The organism is Planomonospora sp. ID82291 (genome assembly GCF_015711645.1).
Taxonomy (GTDB): Bacteria; Actinomycetota; Actinomycetes; order Streptosporangiales; family Streptosporangiaceae; genus Planomonospora.
Map to the genome: position 1 here is coordinate 52,756 of NZ_JABTEX010000006.1, position 15,467 is coordinate 68,222.

The 15,467-nt window shown below is 69.8% G+C and carries 22 protein-coding genes; 4 read left to right on the plus strand and 18 right to left on the minus strand.

Going from position 1 to position 15,467, the window contains the following annotated elements; all coding sequences use genetic code 11:
- Window positions 1-3: 3 nt before the first annotated feature.
- Window positions 4-462, plus strand: a complete 459-nt coding sequence (locus tag HS045_RS29640; protein ID WP_196454908.1) for a hypothetical protein — start codon at window positions 4-6, stop codon at window positions 460-462.
- Between the two features lie 96 nt (window positions 463-558).
- A complete protein-coding gene (locus HS045_RS29645; protein ID WP_196454909.1) occupies window positions 559-1,332 on the plus strand; it encodes an N-acetylmuramoyl-L-alanine amidase in 774 nt (257 codons plus the stop codon).
- A gap of 145 nt (window positions 1,333-1,477) precedes the next feature.
- On the opposite strand, the gene HS045_RS35655 is transcribed toward HS045_RS29645, so the two are convergent.
- The 10 genes from HS045_RS35655 to HS045_RS29690 form a co-directional block, all read right to left on the minus strand.
- Complete coding sequence (locus HS045_RS35655) at window positions 1,478-1,612, minus strand: hypothetical protein (protein ID WP_255531970.1); 135 nt, start codon at window positions 1,610-1,612, stop codon at window positions 1,478-1,480.
- Window positions 1,613-1,666: 54 nt separating this feature from the next.
- On the minus strand, window positions 1,667-1,858 hold the full coding sequence (locus tag HS045_RS29650) for a Scr1 family TA system antitoxin-like transcriptional regulator (protein WP_196454910.1): 192 nt from the start codon (window positions 1,856-1,858) through the stop codon (window positions 1,667-1,669).
- 140 nt (window positions 1,859-1,998) lie between these two features.
- Entirely contained in the window at window positions 1,999-2,610 is a 612-nt protein-coding gene (locus tag HS045_RS29655; RefSeq protein WP_196454911.1) for a phosphatase PAP2 family protein, read from the minus strand.
- Window positions 2,607-3,668, minus strand: a complete 1,062-nt coding sequence (locus HS045_RS29660; RefSeq protein ID WP_196454912.1) for an MAB_1171c family putative transporter — start codon at window positions 3,666-3,668, stop codon at window positions 2,607-2,609. The genes HS045_RS29655 and HS045_RS29660 overlap by 4 nt, the downstream gene beginning before the upstream one ends.
- Window positions 3,661-4,191: a hypothetical protein gene (locus HS045_RS29665; protein WP_196454913.1), complete on the minus strand. Its 531-nt coding sequence runs from the start codon at window positions 4,189-4,191 to the stop codon at window positions 3,661-3,663. Before HS045_RS29665 ends, HS045_RS29660 begins: the two co-directional genes overlap by 8 nt.
- A gap of 101 nt (window positions 4,192-4,292) precedes the next feature.
- A complete protein-coding gene (locus HS045_RS29670) occupies window positions 4,293-4,721 on the minus strand; it encodes a hypothetical protein (RefSeq protein WP_196454914.1) in 429 nt (142 codons plus the stop codon).
- 11 nt (window positions 4,722-4,732) lie between these two features.
- Window positions 4,733-5,140 (minus strand): phosphatase PAP2 family protein, encoded by a 408-nt coding sequence (locus HS045_RS29675; RefSeq protein WP_196454915.1) that lies wholly within the window; start codon window positions 5,138-5,140, stop codon window positions 4,733-4,735.
- Between the two features lie 167 nt (window positions 5,141-5,307).
- Complete coding sequence (locus tag HS045_RS29680) at window positions 5,308-6,369, minus strand: DUF6545 domain-containing protein (RefSeq protein ID WP_196454916.1); 1,062 nt, start codon at window positions 6,367-6,369, stop codon at window positions 5,308-5,310.
- Window positions 6,369-6,884: a hypothetical protein gene (locus HS045_RS29685; RefSeq protein WP_196454917.1), complete on the minus strand. Its 516-nt coding sequence runs from the start codon at window positions 6,882-6,884 to the stop codon at window positions 6,369-6,371. The genes HS045_RS29680 and HS045_RS29685 overlap by 1 nt, the downstream gene beginning before the upstream one ends.
- A gap of 54 nt (window positions 6,885-6,938) precedes the next feature.
- Window positions 6,939-7,397: a hypothetical protein gene (locus tag HS045_RS29690; RefSeq protein ID WP_196454918.1), complete on the minus strand. Its 459-nt coding sequence runs from the start codon at window positions 7,395-7,397 to the stop codon at window positions 6,939-6,941.
- 221 nt (window positions 7,398-7,618) lie between these two features.
- Here HS045_RS29690 and HS045_RS29695 point away from each other — a divergent pair, with 221 nt between their 5' ends.
- Window positions 7,619-9,289, plus strand: a complete 1,671-nt coding sequence (locus HS045_RS29695; RefSeq protein WP_196454919.1) for a hypothetical protein — start codon at window positions 7,619-7,621, stop codon at window positions 9,287-9,289.
- A gap of 95 nt (window positions 9,290-9,384) precedes the next feature.
- Here the strand turns inward: HS045_RS29695 and HS045_RS29700 are convergent, their stop codons facing one another.
- The 5 genes from HS045_RS29700 to HS045_RS29720 form a co-directional block, all read right to left on the minus strand.
- Window positions 9,385-9,675 (minus strand): hypothetical protein, encoded by a 291-nt coding sequence (locus HS045_RS29700; RefSeq protein WP_196454920.1) that lies wholly within the window; start codon window positions 9,673-9,675, stop codon window positions 9,385-9,387.
- 230 nt (window positions 9,676-9,905) lie between these two features.
- Complete coding sequence (locus tag HS045_RS29705) at window positions 9,906-10,475, minus strand: HAD domain-containing protein (protein WP_196454921.1); 570 nt, start codon at window positions 10,473-10,475, stop codon at window positions 9,906-9,908.
- 119 nt (window positions 10,476-10,594) lie between these two features.
- Entirely contained in the window at window positions 10,595-11,077 is a 483-nt protein-coding gene (locus HS045_RS29710) for a hypothetical protein (RefSeq protein WP_196454922.1), read from the minus strand.
- A 158-nt stretch (window positions 11,078-11,235) separates the two neighbouring features.
- Window positions 11,236-12,360, minus strand: coding sequence for a tyrosine-type recombinase/integrase (locus HS045_RS29715; RefSeq protein WP_196454923.1), 1,125 nt, complete (start codon window positions 12,358-12,360; stop codon window positions 11,236-11,238).
- Window positions 12,361-12,459: 99 nt separating this feature from the next.
- Window positions 12,460-12,750 carry a hypothetical protein gene (locus tag HS045_RS29720; RefSeq protein ID WP_196454924.1) on the minus strand — a complete coding sequence of 97 codons (291 nt, stop codon included), beginning with the start codon at window positions 12,748-12,750 and terminating at the stop codon, window positions 12,460-12,462.
- A gap of 238 nt (window positions 12,751-12,988) precedes the next feature.
- On the opposite strand from HS045_RS29720, the gene HS045_RS29725 reads away from it, so the two are divergent.
- Window positions 12,989-14,131 carry a hypothetical protein gene (locus HS045_RS29725; RefSeq protein WP_196454925.1) on the plus strand — a complete coding sequence of 381 codons (1,143 nt, stop codon included), beginning with the start codon at window positions 12,989-12,991 and terminating at the stop codon, window positions 14,129-14,131.
- A 219-nt stretch (window positions 14,132-14,350) separates the two neighbouring features.
- On the opposite strand, the gene HS045_RS29730 is transcribed toward HS045_RS29725, so the two are convergent.
- The 3 genes from HS045_RS29730 to HS045_RS29740 form a co-directional block, all read right to left on the minus strand.
- Window positions 14,351-14,758 (minus strand): DUF6283 family protein, encoded by a 408-nt coding sequence (locus tag HS045_RS29730; protein ID WP_196454926.1) that lies wholly within the window; start codon window positions 14,756-14,758, stop codon window positions 14,351-14,353.
- Between the two features lie 15 nt (window positions 14,759-14,773).
- The gene (locus HS045_RS29735; protein WP_196454927.1) at window positions 14,774-15,079 is read right to left on the minus strand and encodes a hypothetical protein; all 306 of its coding nucleotides are present in this window, start codon (window positions 15,077-15,079) and stop codon (window positions 14,774-14,776) included.
- A gap of 64 nt (window positions 15,080-15,143) precedes the next feature.
- Window positions 15,144-15,461, minus strand: coding sequence for a hypothetical protein (locus HS045_RS29740; RefSeq protein ID WP_196454928.1), 318 nt, complete (start codon window positions 15,459-15,461; stop codon window positions 15,144-15,146).
- Window positions 15,462-15,467: the final 6 nt, after the last annotated feature.

The window sequence follows — 15,467 nt, forward strand, 5'->3', positions numbered from 1 at the left end:
CGCATGCAGCCCACCTTCAACACCGTCCGCGCCGACATCCTCACCCTGCTGGACGGCATCGCGCTGGACGAGTCCACCGCCTGGTTCCTCGACCACCTCATCCGCGACCAAGTCGTCGATGGCACCACCGGCCGCTTCACCGCCCTGCTCGGCCAGATTTGCGCCGGCCTGACCGACCCGCATGCCCACCTGGCCACCCGCTACACCGTTCACAACGCCCCACCCGGCAGCCCCGAGCACGACCCGCTGCGCAGCGTCCACGGCGTCCCCCACGACGGCGGCTGGCTGATCCGCCGGCACGACCCCGACGGACCCCTGCGGGACGGCGACCCCGCTCACGGCGGCTGCTGGTCGGCGCCCGGCACCGGCGCCATGGCCCGCTTCCTGTTCACCGACGTCGACACCGCGATCGCCGCCACGCACCGGGCCGTGGCAGCACCCGAACCGGCGCTGTCCTTCTGACCCCGCCCCCGGGGCGGCAGGCCAGCAGCCGATGCGACGTAAGCTCGCCGCCCCGGCACTCTCCCGACGTCGATTTCCGGACTCGGGGGAGTTGCCGTGCAGAAGATCCAGGCCAGGTACTACACCAAGGGCCGCGTGCGACCGGTGCGCTTGATCGTGTGCCACTCAATGGAGGCGCCCGAGAAGCCCACCACCGCCGAGGCCGTCGCCCGCTGGTTCGCCACCAGCTCGCCGCGCACCTCCACGCACGTCAACGTCGACAACAACAGCATGGTCCGGTCAGTGGACGACGGGGACACCGCCTGGTGCGCTCCCAACGCGAACGCCGACGGCCTGCACGTCGAACTCACCGGCTACGCCCGCCAGACGCGCACCGAGTGGCTGGACGCCTTCTCCCGCGCGACGCTGGCCAACGCCGCGAAGGTCGTCGCCCGTTGGTGCAAGAAGTACAAGATCCCGGTGCGTAAGCTCACCCCGAGCGAGGTCGCCGCTGGCAAGAAGGGAATCTGCGGGCACGTGGACGTCACCCGCGCCTACCCGGGCACCGGTGACCACACCGACCCGGGCAAGCACTTCCCGTGGGATGTGTTCCTGTCCATGGTCCGCGCTGAGCTCGGCGATAAGCCCGCCGCGCCGCCGCGGTTCACCCGCGTCCTGGTCTACACCAAGGGCAAGGCGTTCCTGCGCGGCGCCGACGTCGAGGCGTTCCAGGCGCGCCTGGCCGATCACGGCATCGACGTCGAGGTCGACGGTGTGTACGGCCCGGCCACCGTCAAGGGCACCAGCGCGCTGCAGAGGAGGCTCGGGTTCATCGTTACCGGCACGGTGGACAAGGCGACGTGGAAGGCAGCCTTCGCCAAGGCCGCTTGATGACGCTCACGGTGAAGGCCCGGCACCGCGATCGTGCCGGGCCTTCACCATGTCCCTCACCGGCCGGGCGACAGCACGACGGACCGGCTCGCCCGCGCCAGCCTTCCTGCCGGTGCAGGCAGGGGGATTCCGCCGTGCAGCCGCCCTATATCGGACTCACTCCCCACACCCAGCGGGCCAGCTCGACCACGAACCGGCCCACGGCCGCGAGCGCCTGCACGACCTGCCACCGCGATTGGTCCGGTGCCCTGCCCAGGCGCCGCCGATGCCCTCTCCTCATGCGTAACCCCTTCCGAATGCAGAGACCGGCCTGATCTCTGACCTGCTCCACGCCCTACGGGACGAGGAACGGGAGCATCCGGATCTCCACATCGGGCCGCTCACCAACCTCGACCAACCGCTCCAGTTGCCCGCGCATCACCTCGCGGCCGCCTACCCGGCGCAGGAGGACCGCCTCGTCGAGCACCACGACGAACTGGATCAGGTGACCGGTACCGAGCAGCAGCCACTGACGCGGAATACGCACGGGTGACCTGATCCATCGACTTCGGAGGAGATCTCGGGAACGGGGAGGCCAGCTTGATGACGGCGGAGGCATAGAAGCCCAGGTGACCGCTCTCCGCCGGATCCCGGCCGGTTCGCGACGGCCAGGACCCGGCGCCTGCCCTACAACAGGACCGTGAGCGTGACCCACGTCGCCGCCGCCCCGGCCACCGCTCCCGCAGCGGTCTGCGCGAGCGTGTGGTCCCGGATCATCACCCGCGACCAGGCGACCAACGCCACCACCACGGCCCCGGCCGCATATACCAGAGCCGGTGGCAGGAGCCACGCAAGCATCACGACCGAACCCCCGGCGACGGCCGTGTGGAAGCTGATCTTCCACAAGAGCGTGATCGGGCCCGTGACCGCCAGCGTCGCCAGCATGATGGCCACGCACGCCACCATCACGGCCGGGGCACCGAGCATGACCAGCAGCGCCAGCGCGATGAGGACCAGGGCGACGATCACCCCGATCAGCCACGGCCGCTGCGCCCGGTCGGTGAGGTGCCGGTTGCCGAAACGGCCTGACTTCACACCGGCGACGATCACCACGGCGGGCACCCCGCCGCACAGCAGCGCCGCCAGCGCCCCCCATCCCACACCGGGCCACCCGGAGGTGACGGCGCCGACGGTGAGCGGCAAGGCGATCACCAGGTGAGCGGGCGCGAACACCTCGGTGAGCCAGTGGGCTGTCTTCAACGCCGCCGTCGAGCGGCTGCGGGTGTCGGCGGCGGTCAATGCGGCCTCGTCAGACTCACGTAGGCGCGCGACACCTGGGCCAGCCATGCCGCTTCGGCCATCATGTCGGTACGAGCGGGTACGGTCTGCTCAGCCACGGCCAGCGCACCCGCAGGTGCAGTGAACGGCTCGCCCGCGCGGTAGGCGGCGATCGCGGCCGCCACCCAGTGCGCGGCCTGCTGGGTGTCGCTTTCCGACAGCGGGCCGGGCCCGTACGGCGTCAACGCCACCAGCGCTTCGCGGATTTCCACGGTGCGGCGCACCAACTGCTCATCGACGGTGGCGGCGTCCATGACGCTGTCGGGGAACAGGTCGGCCAGCTCGGAGTGCAATGGTTGCAGCGCCCGCACCGTCAGGTGCACCCGTAGGCGCCGCCACCCGGTGGCGACCGCCGGAATGCAGGTGCCGAGCGTGCACAGCAGCAAGCAGGCCGCCATGACCCAGCGGGCTTGGGTCAGCTTCAGGAAACCGGGACCGGCGATGAGCAGGGCGTACAGCGTGTACAGCGGGGAGCCGATGCCGATGAGCATGCCGGCGCCCAAGATACCCATGCCGAGCCGGGTGGTGCCGGGGTCGTCGGCGCTGCCGCGGCCGAGCGCGTACCGCAGGGAGACGTAGCCGGACACGGCCAGGGCCAGCCCGAGGAAGCCGTCGAACACGCCGAAGTACCAGCCGGCCGCGACGCTGCCGTCCCAGTCCTCCATCTCGCCGACCCGATGGTCGGCGGCGTCGTGCGCGATGACCAGCGCCCAGCCGGTGACGCCGGCCGCGAACCACACGATGCGGGTGTTGCGGCCGGTGACGGCCATGGTGAACGCGGCGACCGAAGCCGCGCCGACTGTGATGGCCACCCGTTTGGCCAGCGGCGTGAACTCCCAGCCGACGAGCGCGTTGAACCAGCCGGAGACGGCTGGCAGGGTCAGCGTCCAGCCGATCGCCAGCGACAGGAAGGTCAGCCACAGCGAGCGGGCGCCGTTGGAGCTGCGGACGGCCGGGGCGCGCCACAGGACGACGGCCCACAGCACGGCCAACACGAGGTACTGCCGGATCTCAGCCACGGCCGCCGCCCAGCGGGTGGCCCAGGACGCCTTCGGCACGGCGCCCGGTGGCGCCCGAGGACCGGCGCGCTTCGGCGGCCGCCATGCTCATCACGGCGGTGGCGAACGCTTCGGCCTCCTTCTCTTCAGGTGTATCGTAGGTGGAACGGGCCGCGGCCGCGCGGGCGATCACCGTGGGCGGCAGGTGAGGGAAGGTCTGCTGCAGCAGGGCGATCACATTTCCTTCTGAGGTGGCAGACTGGTCGTGACCGGCGACGATGTGTCCCAGCTCGTGGGCGGCGACCTGCGCTTTGAGCGCCGGGATGCGGGCATAGCCGGCGTCGATGAACAAGTAGTCGATGTTGTCGTCGCCCAGCACCCACAGGCCGCACCAGCCGGCGCGGGACAGGCCGGTGATGACGTCGAGCTGGATTGTCCTGTCGAGCGCGACGCTGAAGTGGTCGACCAGCGTCTCAGCGGTCACAGGGTAGGGGAGCCCTACCTGCTTCAGGACCCGCCGAGGATCGAACGTGTCACGCTGCACGTATCAGCCCCTTTCGGGTGAGAAGTCGGTGATGTCGTATGACGTGGAAAAGCTCCGGGACAGCGGACGGCTGCCCTTCGGGACGGAAGGAGAGTGCCCCGCTACGGTCGCTGGGGCGGCTCCTGGGCGGCTCGCAGCGCCTTCGCCAGGGTCTCGATCGCCAGCCGCGGGTCCCCACTGACCGCGCAGCCGCGAAAGCCCAAGTGCTTGACCTGGGCGTCGCGCAGCAGCTTGAGCACGCCCGAGGCGCGAAGCTCGGCGAAGTCGGCGAGTTCGCGCCGGATCTGCTCCCCGGCGGGCGAGTCGGCGAAGTAGGTGGCGTCGAAGTCGAAGAACGCCGCGATGGCCGCCACGGTGGCCTCGTCGGGCCGCGACCGGGTGCCGTCCAGCAGTTCCTGCAGCGTCACCGGGTCAAGCCGGATGCCGGCGGACGCCAGCCCCGCCTGCACTTCGCCGATGGTGTACTCGCGGCCGTCGGGGTGGTGAACCGTCTGCCATAGCTGGCGCAGCCATGCGTTGAACGTCGGCATCTGCCCGGCTCCTAACCGAAGATCGCGAGGATGATCAGCGGCGTCGTGGCCCCCTGTGCCAGGCCGACCACCACCTGCGCGGGAGTGTGCTCCCCGAGGTGGACTCGCGACCAGGCGATCGCCGCACCCGCGGCGATCGCCGGAGGTAGCGCCCACGGCCCGAACAGGTAGACCATCCACACGGCGAACCCGGCGACGATCGAGGAATGCCAGGACACGTCCCAGGTGCGCGCCACAGGGATCTTGGAGACGAGGCCGGTCAGCATCGACGCCACGACGAACACCAGCACCGGTGGCGCGCCCGCCGCGGCGAACGCCACCAGACAGGCGACGAGGACGCCGACTGCGATGGCTAGCGGCAGCACCTTCTTGCGGTGGCCGTCGCGCACGTCCATCACGGTGAACACGGCCAAGGGCACGCCGGTGCACACCACGGTCGCGGCCAGTCCCCACAGCAGCCCTGTCCGGCCCGCTTCGATCAGCCCCGCAAGGGGAAGCAGCGGCGGCAGCAGCAGCCGAGGGTTGAAGGCGGCCGAGACCGCGGCCGCGATGCGGTGAGCGCGGCTCGGCGTGCGCGTGCCCGAAGTCAGCGTCCCACCGCCTCAGCCTGCCCGTACGCGCGGGAAACGGCCGCGAGCCACTTCGCCTCGTCCATGAACTTCTGCCGGGTTACGGCGGCGGTGGCTACGGCCAGCGTGCCCCGCTCGGCGTGCTTTCCGGCGGCGTGGTTGGCTATGGCGGTCGTGAACCACTGCGCCGCGGCGGCCGGGTCGGACTCCGGAGCGGGATCCGGGTGGTAGGCGGCCAGCGCCGTCTGGGCGTCGCGGATCTCTACCACGTGCCGGATCAGCTGCTCTTGGTCGACGGGCATCGGCAGAACCCGCTCGGGGAACAGTTCAGCCGCCGCGGTGTGCAACGGCGTCAGGCCGACCAGGAGCCGGCGGGTGCGCCGGGCGTGCATGGCGGCGCCGATCTCCAGCACCATCGAGCCGACCACGCATGCGAACAGCATCAGCGCCTGAACACCGCGGAACTGCTGGTCCGCGTAGACGCCGGGCCCGGCCACCAGCAGGCACCACAGGATGTAGAGGGCAACCGGGAAGCACGCGATGGTGCCGACACCGAGGATGCCCATGCCGATGCGGATGTCCTTGCGGGCACCATGATCGATAATGGCGTGCATGAGCGTGACCCCGCCAGCGATGGCGTAGGTCATGGCCAGGAACGCCTCGTAGGCGACGAAGTAGACGCGGCCCGCCATGGAGCCGTCCCAGTCGGCGATGGCTCCCACCGTGTGACCGGAGGCGATGTGTGCGCCTGCCATCACGGTGAGCGTTCCTAGAGCCGAAGGCCACACCCAGCGGATGGAGCGCTGGGTGATACCGAAGTACAAGGTGGACACGGCCGCGGCGGACAAGATGGCCACCGTCCGCTTCACACCCGAGATGAGTGGCCACCCCGCCCAAGCGTCCACCTGGTCAAACCACGGCTCGAGAGCGGTAGGGGACGACAGCGTCCACGTCATCGTGATGCCCACGTACATGAGCCAGCGTTGACGGTGGATACCCGGGGTGGACAGCGTCCTGGCACGCCATACGACGACAAGCCACATCAGCACCATCAAGATCAGATGGGAGCGTTCGGACATCAGGAGGTGGGTTCCTTCCAGCTGATGAACATCCGCGCAGCAGCACGTCCGAAGGAAGTGCCGGACTGGAGGCTGGCGCGCGCCATCACGAGGGTGGCGAAACGTTCCGCCTCGTGCTCGGCTTGGAGTTCATAGGTGGTGCGGGCCATGACGGCCCGGACGATCACATGCGGCGGCAGCGTCGGGAAGCGCTCCTTCAGCATGGCGATGAGCCCGGCCTCGGCGGTGACGCCCTGGTCGTGCCCGGCGGCGATGTGGCCGATCTCGTGGGCGACGACATGGGTCTCCAGCGTGGAGACGGCCGTCGTGGCCTGATCGACGAAGATGTGGTCGACTTCGTCGTCACCACGGATCCACAGTCCGCACCAGCCCGTGGTCGCGGCCAGGCCGGGCAAGGCGGCCAGCCGGATGTCGCGGCTCAGCGCCTGGGCGTAGTGGGCGACCAGTGTGGACGCGGTCAGCCGGCGAGGCAGCCCGATCGTCTGCAGGGTCGTTGCGGGGTCGAACTGGGGCACGCAGACATACCTTCGAAGATCGAACGGGCACGAACGCGCCCAAACGTACGGCAATCAGGCGGAAGGTTTGCCTTCGGGGTCGAGGCTGGAGCCGGAGCACAGTTCCGCCGCTCTGCGCATCGCATCGGCAACGTTCTGCAAGGTGGCCAGGTCAGATTCGGGCAGTCCTGCGGCGGTGCGGGCGAAGGCCGCGACCTTGCCGTTGCGCATGACGTCGAGTAACCCGGAATCTTTCAGGGCACGCAGCTCGTTGAGCTCGCGCCGCATCTGCTCCCCTCGGGGGGAGTCGGCGAAGAAGGTGGCCTCGAAGCCGAAGAACTCTGCCAGCGCCTTCTTCAGGTCATTGGAGGGGTTGACCCGTTTGCCGTTGCGGAGCATCGACAGGTACTCGCGGGTGACGGGTACGCCTGCCGCCGTGACGGCCTCGGCCACCTCTTGCAGGGTGTACGGCTTGCCGTCCTCACGGGGCACCTGCTCCCAGAGCTGGTTAAGCCGGGCGGCGAACGTTGGCACTCTGCTGCCTTCCAATACGAGGTGGACCGGGGTAGTCCGGGGTGGGTCGGCGGAAACGTTACCCGTCGTTCCCGCGCGGCGCGACCTCCAGGTTGACAGATGATCTCCTACCGGGCAGATTAACCGCCGGAAATTAACTGCGGCACCCATAACCTGCAAGAAGAGCTGATGGCTGGTTAACAGTACCTCGTTCCACCCTGAACACCTCAGGAGCCCTGCACGTGTCCCCCCAAGATCAACGAGATTCCGGGTTCGGCGGCGCCGCCCGATGGCCGTCCGGCAATGACGCCGACCAGCCGCCTGGGTTCGAGGAACTGCTCATCTCCACCTCGGTGGAGTTGTGGCTGGCCACCCGGAACGCACCCCACCAGGGCCGTGCCTTCCTGGACGCGGGAGTGGCCGCGCTGCGCCGGGAGCAGGAGCAGACCAAGCTGAAGCAGGCGGTGCTACGCCACATCATCGGCATGGGCATGCGGCGCCTGCGCGATGAGGAAGGCGTCACGGTCAAGCGGATCGTGTCACGCACGACCTGGGACGGCGACCCCCGCCGGCCGGTCAGCCGGGCCTGGGTGGACAAGCACATGCTCACCCCCGACCAGTACGGCAAGATCGTCGACATCTTCTCCCGGGCGGAGCACGACTACTCCCGCATCGCCGTGGACCCGGAAGCCTTCCCCGCAGCCCGCACCGGCGCCCAGCGCAACAGCGGCTACCTGCGCCAGCTCATGCGGTGGATCGGGGCACGCGCCACCGGGGCCGCCGTGCTGGCCCTCGCCCTGTTCCTGATCACCCATACGGCGACGGATATCGAGACCGTCACCGGACTGTCGGCCACCAGCCTCCTGATGGCCGCCGCTTCCAGCAGGCTGACCGGCGCACCGAACATCCCCGGGTTCGACCCGGCTGCCACCGTCCAGCTGGGCCACTCGGTCAGCGGTCTGAGCGCGAGCGGCTTGACCACCTGGACCGGCTCAGTCCCGGCGACCACAGGAGTCGCCTCAGCCTCGGCCAGCGCAACCGCGGGACCCGCCACCACCACCGTCACCAAGTTCACGGTGGGAGTGGTGGCGGGCGTAGAGGCACTGGTGGGAGTTTCCGCGCCGGTGGCCACGACACTGGTCGCCGTCCCGGCCATCGTCGCCGCGGCTCCGGTCGTCGAGCAGGCCGCGACCGGCTTCCACGACCTGCTCGGCCCGAGCGGCGATCCGGTCCGGCCGGGGGCCGCAGAGCCGTCACCGACACCCAACCGCGACACGCCCACAGTGCCGAACGGCTCACCGGTCGAGGTACCCGCCGTCAAAGCGACGAGCGGACCGGCCAGCCCATCGGACGGGCTGGTGTCCGCGGCGCCCACCACGGCGGCACCGGCTGTGCCGACGGCCGCGCCAGCGCTGACCGCCGCAACGTCTCCCTCGCCCACGCCCACGCCGGAGAGCAAACTGCCGTCAGCGGAGGCCACGACCCCGGCAGCGCCATCGCCACTCGCCGATGCGTCTATGCCCTCGGCCTCAGCCCCGACGCAGCATCCCGAGTCGTCGCCCTCGACACCTGAGACGGAACCCAGCGCCGCGCCGACCGTGGCTCCCACGCCCGAGCCGATTCCCGCACCTTCTGCTACAGCGGAGCCTGCTCCGACCGACCAGCCGGCCCCCACGCCCGCCCCTACGCAGGAACCGGTCCCCACGCCCACGGGCACCGACCAGCCGGCCCCCACGCAGGAACCGGCCCCCACCAGTTCCAGCGAGGCGGAGCCGTCGGCTTCGGCGCCGCCGGACGGCACCCCGCCCGCTGACACGGTCGAGGAGGTGGCGTCCCGCCCGGTCGCCTGCAAGGAGAAGAACCGCAGCTGGAGGCGAGGAAGCGCGCCGCACCAGCGGCCGGTGATGGTGTAGACCGCGCACCCCTGCCTGACGTGGGCGGCAGGGGCGCGGCAGATGGTGAGGGCGGGTAGCCGTACGGCCACCCGCCCTCACCATGTCACCGGAGGTCAGCGCCACACCGGCTGAGCTGTAGGAGTGATCTTCCACCAGGTGGGTGCGGCCGCGCGGGCCGCTGCGGTGAACGTCGCCGCAGCCTCGGCAGTGGCGAAGACGACCGTGGTGTAGTCGTTGCCGCCGACCCGGGCGTGCACGGGACCGGTCTCCTCGGCCAACTGGGGCACCCACTCGTAGATGAGGTGGGCGGCCTGGGCGTCCTGGGCGTCGCCGTGCGCGATCGAGACCGGGTGAAGCCCGTGGGCGGCCAGTTCGGCCTCGGCCACGCCAGGCTGTCCCCCCATCACCTGCTGCATCGCCTGGATACGTTCGACGGCGCGCGCGACCTCCTCAGTGGTCAGCGTCTCAGCCGCCGGGGGAGCGGCGGGTGCAGCCTGACGCAGGCCGGTTCCGTGGCAGGTGGCGCAGTCGCCGCCGAAGAAGACCGCCCCGTGGCAGGACCGGCAGGAGCAGCTCGTGCATAGGCCGGGCCCGTAGTCGCAGGGCCCGCCGCAGCGGGTACACGTCGAACAGCTCACCAGGCCGCCCGCGCCCGAAGGGCATCGAGCCAGGTGTCCACGCTGGCGATGTCGTCGAGGGTGAGCGCGTAGGCGGGGTCGACGTGGACGATCAGGGTGGCGATGCCGCCGGCGGTGCGGTCTTCAGCCCAGATGAGGTCCTTGCCGCCGAAGGCGTTGTCCACCCACACCAGCGGCCGGTCACCGATGTACTTGCAGACGGCGCCGAACTTGCCGACGCGACCCCAGGTGATGGTGCTGTCGTAGAGGCTGATCGGGATGACCGGAAGTTCGGGCAGCCCGAAGACGGGACAGATGCAGGCGTTCGCGGTCGCCCCCCAGGACGTGGCCCATACGATTTCCACACCGGCGTCGGCGACATCGCGCAGCCAGGCGCCGTGGGCGGGGTTGAGCAGCACCTCGCCGTTGACGACATCGCCCGTGGGGGTGGGGCCGGTGTAAAGGTGGTGCTTGTACGGCGGCAGGCCAGCCGCCTCGGCGCGGGAGGCGACGTGGGTGTTGCGGGGGTTCAGGACGTCGTCGACGTCCAGCGCGAGGATGGGGCGCGTGCCGGTAGTGGAAGCCATGAGGGGGCCTTTCGGGGAGTGAGAGCGCTGTGCTGGGACACAACGGCAACCCTAATTTCTATATAAAATAGTATAGGGTGGTTAATGTCAGTCAAGCGGGGTGGAGCTCATCGCGCTGGTCACGAGGCGTTGCCGGCCAGGCGATCACGTAGGGCAGCACCGGCTTTCGTGAACGGCCCGACTAGCTGCACCCCCGGCCAGGTTCCGGCGATGTGTGGCCATGCTTGCTGGATGAGACCCCGGCCGCGTTCGTTCGGGTGGACGTATACCCACGTCGCGCCAGGCCCTTCGGTGAAGTTGGTGGAGACGCCAACGGCACCGGCGATGAGCCGGGCACGGCCGATGAGGTACCAGGTGGAGGGAAGGAGAACCACGGTCACATGGCCGCCTGGCGGCGTAGCCGCACGATAACCGACCTGCATGTCGGTTTCGCGGTCGAACTGGGCGCAGAGTTGTTCAGCGATGCGCCTCATGCGGATCGGAGACCGATTGGTGACGTGGGGCCACGGGTCCCGGGAGTTGAGGCTGTCAGGCAAGTACGGCATGCGGACGACGGTCCGACTCATCAGGAACCGCGCGTCGGGGTCAAGGTATCGGCTCATGATCACTATTTCCTGAGTTCTGACTGGGTTCCGGCGGGATGCTGGGCATAGGCCGCACAGCGCAAGCCACCTGGGTGAAGGCAGATTCGAGGAGTGCGGCAGGAGGTTGGCTGTCGTCCGGCCGGCAATCTCCGCCCTTCCGAAGGAAGGTACGGGCGTTAGAGCATGCGGTCGAGCGGCGAGTCGTCCCACCGGTCGGCCTCCTCGATGTAGCCGAGCAGGGACTTGGAGCCGTCAGCCCATCCGCCCGTGCGCCCGATTTTCAGTAGGTCACCGCCGGCGCGCCTGGCGGAGGTGGCGAAACCGCGCCGCAGGGAGTGGCCCGACCAGCGGGGGAGCAGGACTTCGGTCTCCTTCGGGGTCAGGCCGGCGGCGCGGGCGGCGCCGGCGATGATGCCGTCGACGGCCCGCACCGACAGCCGCCCGGCGGGGTCGCCGATGGGGCGGCCGTGGCGGGTCATGGTGACGCCGAGGTTGCCGTGCTGGTCGATGCGCACGAAGACGGGCCCGCTGGTGCGCCCGTGGGCGGCCAGCGCCTGTACCCACTCCCGGTAGGCATGCACGGGGCAAGTCTCGGTCCCCTGTGTGCCGGACTTCACGGCGAGCTGCTGCAGTTGCTTCTTCTTGCCGCGGTACAGCCGCACCTCCATGCCCTTGGGGTGCATGGTGATGTGCTCCAGGTCCACGGCGATGAGCTCGGATTCGCGGGCGGCGGTGATGAAGCCGAGCAGCAGCAGGGCGGCGTTGCGTTTGCCGACCAGGGTGGTGCGGTCCATCGCGGTGAGCATGGCGCGCAGCGACGGCAAGTCGGCGGCGGCGGCGCGGCGCGGTTGGGCCCGAGGGTCACCGATGCGGGCCAGGTGGTCGGCGTAGCCGGTGAGGACTTTGCGGGCGCCGGTCAGGTCGGGCTTGGCCAGGCCGGCGGCGGCGTGCCGGACTCGGATGGACGACAGCGCCCTGTCAACGGTGGAGATCGCCTTGCCCTCCTTCCAAGTCAGGTGAGTGGCGTACTCGGCGACGGTCTCGGGTGTGGCCGGCAGTGCGGTGCGGCCCTCGCGGCCGCACCAGGTGGTGAAGCGCTGCCAGTCGCCGGAGTAGGCGTTGCGGGTGGATTCCGGGACGCCACGCTGGATGGCGGCGATGGTCTCGGGCGTGAGCCGCCGGTCGGCCGGGTTCGGGACCACGGGCACCGCCAGCGGGTGCGGGAGGCCTGGGGGTGCGGCAGCGTCGGGTTCGGCGCCGGACGCCTGCGGCGGGCTGGATTCATGGCCGTCGACGGTCATAGGTGGATCTCCGATGTCCTGTCTCATTGAACTTGAGGTACGGGAAGGACTTGACCTGGGTGCCTCAGATTGGATGAGGCGCGCAGGTCAGAAGCCGTCTCACTGATCACGAGACACGTTCACCGTTGGCCAACCTGGCCGCATGAGCGGAAAGAGCCCTTCGGGGACGGTCAGGCCGCTTCGGGTCTCCGCTGGAGCGTCCGCCAACATCTGTGTGTAGGCCACGTCAGCTGTGAGCAGAGTGACGGGGTTGCCGTCACTGTCTTCGGCGAGCAGTAGTCCCCACCCGTCCTCATGGGCGTCGAGCCCCAGTGCGGCGCACGCCGTCCGGTAGTTGTCCCCGAGATGCTGGGGGGTGAGGATCATGAACTCGTGGGCGCGGAATGTCATGGGAGGCCTTCCGTTGGACGATCATGCATCAGGTCAATGAGACGGACGGCAGGATGCCTCAGATCCGGGGAGACAGGACATTCGATCGTGCTGCGGCTCCTCTAAAAATGATCTTGACATCGCTGCCGATAAGGCAGGTTATCGGAAGCGAAGCCAATGAGCATGGCTTCCTCAAACGTGCTTGCATGGCACGAACGTATTTAGTGTCATCACTGCACGTTAGTGCTAGCGTGCTCGCGTGACCGACAGCCGAGACGATCAATCGCTCACCCGGACCGCGTCCTCCGACGCGGTCGCCACCGACACCGACGAGGCGAGCACCGAGACCGCCGCGCAACGCGCGTGCCCGTGCGGCAACCCACTGCCGCCGCCCGCCCGCCGTACCGACGGCACCCGGCACGGCGGCCGCACCGCGAAGTACTGCTCGGCCACCTGCCGCAGCAGGTACCGTTCCGCCCGCCAAGCCGTCCAGAACGCCGCCCTGGCCGAAGCGACCCGCCGCGCGACCTCCCTGCAGGAGCAGATCGGCCCGCACGCCGAACGCTGGACGAGCCTGCTGGCCACGCTGAACGAGCAACTCGAGGTCATCGCCACCACCGGAACCCAGCGCCTGGCCGACGCCGACACCGACGCGACCGAGGCACTCGCCGCCGCCGCAGCGGCCGAAGAACGCGCCGAAGCTGCCGAGGCCGCACGCCGGGAGGCACTGGCCGAAGCCCGGACGGCACGCGAGGCCCGGCAGGAAGCCGAGCGCACTGCCAAGCGGCGCGCCCACGAAGCCGACGCGGCTGAGCGGGAGGCCTGGCGCAAGGTCGCCGAGCATGAGGCCGCCCGCGGCCAGGCCGAGGCGGAGGCCCGCGCAGCCGAAGCCTCCCGCCTCCGAGCCGAAGAGCGCGCGGCGGTCGCTGCAGAAGAGGTACAGCGGCTGACGCTCACCACCATGCAGCAGGACCAGCGCCTGACCGAACGCGAGCAGGCGCTGGCCCTAGCCCTGGCCGACGCCGCCCATCTGCGTGAGCAACTCCGCCAAGAGCGCGAGCGTACGGCGGCCGCCGACGCACGTGCCGACCATGCCTACGCCGACAGCCTCCAGGCGCGCACCGAGGCCGGGACCGCGAGAGAAGAGCTCGCCTCGCTCCGCCGCACCCACGCCGAGGAGCTCGGCCAGCTGCGCGGCCAACTGGATCAGGCCAGCGAGCGGGCCGCCGCCGCAACGAGGGAGGCATCCCAGGCGCAGACCCGGACGGCGGTCGCCGAAGCCCAGGCCGCGAGCCTGCGCGAACAGCTCGATGAGGCGAAGATACGGCTGGCCGCTACCGAAGCACGCACAGAGCGGCTCGAGCGCCGCCTGTCCGAAGACGGCGACGCCGGCACCTCATAAGCTCGCCACGGCTCCGCTGCTCTTGGTGTCACCATTCGGCGGAGGCGGGGAGCCGCTGCCATTGATGGAGAGCTGGTCATGGCGTGGGAGCACAGCGGTGGTAGTGACGTCCGCCCTTGGTGCACCCGCAAGGGCATGGCCCTGGCGAAGAAGAACGGCAAGCTCAAGGGCAAGCAACCCAAGGTGCCTGCGCCCGCCCGCCGTTCCATCCGCCGCCCATCAATCCTCGTCCTCCCCGCGGGGGTCGTCCTCGTTGGCGAGCGCGCGCCGGTTGGTGGCGGCGTGGGCGTCGAGCATCTCCAGACGGGAGGAAAACAGCTGCGGCCCGCTGGCGCGCGGCCGCAGCGCACCCGCCGGAAGCCGCCCGTCGGCCAAGGCCTCTCGCACGCTGGAGTGCTCGGCGCCTTCGACCTGCAACCAGCCCGCGCACAGCTCCACCGGCGTGCGCTCGCCGGCGTGACAGCCGACCGCATCGGCGCCCAGCACGGTGTGCTCGCCGATCCCAATCAGGTAGGCGCTGATCGCGCCGTAGCGGTAGAGCTCGGCGTTGCGCACCGCCCAGGGGCAGCTCCGGCACGGACTCCGCCGGTAGGGGATCGCATCAGCTCCGTGATCAAAGGTCGGCACGTCCACCACCGGCACTCACGAGGTCTTCAGGTGGAGCAGCGCAGTGAGCTGGGCCTCGCGTTCCCGGTCGGTGCTGGTATACGGCTGCCGGTAGCAGGCGACGTGCACCTGCCCGGGCGCGACCGCAGGTCGCAGCCGCCAGTTGGCGGTGTATCCGCTGTCGAGGATGACCTCCCACGCCGGATCGGGATCGGCCAGATGCCGTTCTATCGCCGCGGTGACGACCATCGCGGTTGCCTCCTGCTGCAGATCGGTGAAGTGCGGGGCCAACACCGCAACGACGTGCCGCGCGTACATCGACGCGTGTTTCCGCTTATTCACGGATTTCTCCAGGAAAGGACGGACGCGGGAAGCGCGCCCCCACTGAGCGGAACCTCCCAGACGGTCATGCCGTATTCCATATCTCGGACAGGTGCTCGTTGACGCCGATCAGCACCGCGTCCAAGCGCGGGCCAGAACCGGGGCTGAGCCGCCCGCCGGCGTCGGCGACCACGCGCACGCCCGCGTCCAGCAGTTCGCCGCGAGTCAGCACAACATGCCGGACGTCGCCGGTGAAGACGTCGTCGGGGACCACTGGGCGGACACGTCCGTGGATGTCGACGGCCAGAACGCTGCGGTGGGCGGCGGACAGCTGCGTGTCGTCGAACATGAGCAGGGCGCAGGCGTGGGTGCGGGTGATGCGCGGAGGCCGGGTACGGGGCATGGTCGG

Bases quoted from the DNA above. Each gene is read 5' to 3' on its own strand.
- HS045_RS29640 (WP_196454908.1), top strand. From the start codon at position 4: ATGCAGCCCACCTTCAACACCGTCCGCGCCGACATCCTCACCCTGCTG.
- HS045_RS35655 (WP_255531970.1), bottom strand. From the start codon at position 1,612: ATGAGGAGAGGGCATCGGCGGCGCCTGGGCAGGGCACCGGACCAATCG.
- HS045_RS29670 (WP_196454914.1), bottom strand. From the start codon at position 4,721: ATGCCGACGTTCAACGCATGGCTGCGCCAGCTATGGCAGACGGTTCAC.
- HS045_RS29680 (WP_196454916.1), bottom strand. From the start codon at position 6,369: ATGTCCGAACGCTCCCATCTGATCTTGATGGTGCTGATGTGGCTTGTC.
- HS045_RS29700 (WP_196454920.1), bottom strand. From the start codon at position 9,675: ATGGGGGGACAGCCTGGCGTGGCCGAGGCCGAACTGGCCGCCCACGGG.
- HS045_RS29705 (WP_196454921.1), bottom strand. From the start codon at position 10,475: ATGGCTTCCACTACCGGCACGCGCCCCATCCTCGCGCTGGACGTCGAC.
- HS045_RS29710 (WP_196454922.1), bottom strand. From the start codon at position 11,077: ATGAGCCGATACCTTGACCCCGACGCGCGGTTCCTGATGAGTCGGACC.
- HS045_RS29715 (WP_196454923.1), bottom strand. From the start codon at position 12,360: ATGACCGTCGACGGCCATGAATCCAGCCCGCCGCAGGCGTCCGGCGCC.
- HS045_RS29720 (WP_196454924.1), bottom strand. From the start codon at position 12,750: ATGACATTCCGCGCCCACGAGTTCATGATCCTCACCCCCCAGCATCTC.
- HS045_RS29740 (WP_196454928.1), bottom strand. From the start codon at position 15,461: ATGCCCCGTACCCGGCCTCCGCGCATCACCCGCACCCACGCCTGCGCC.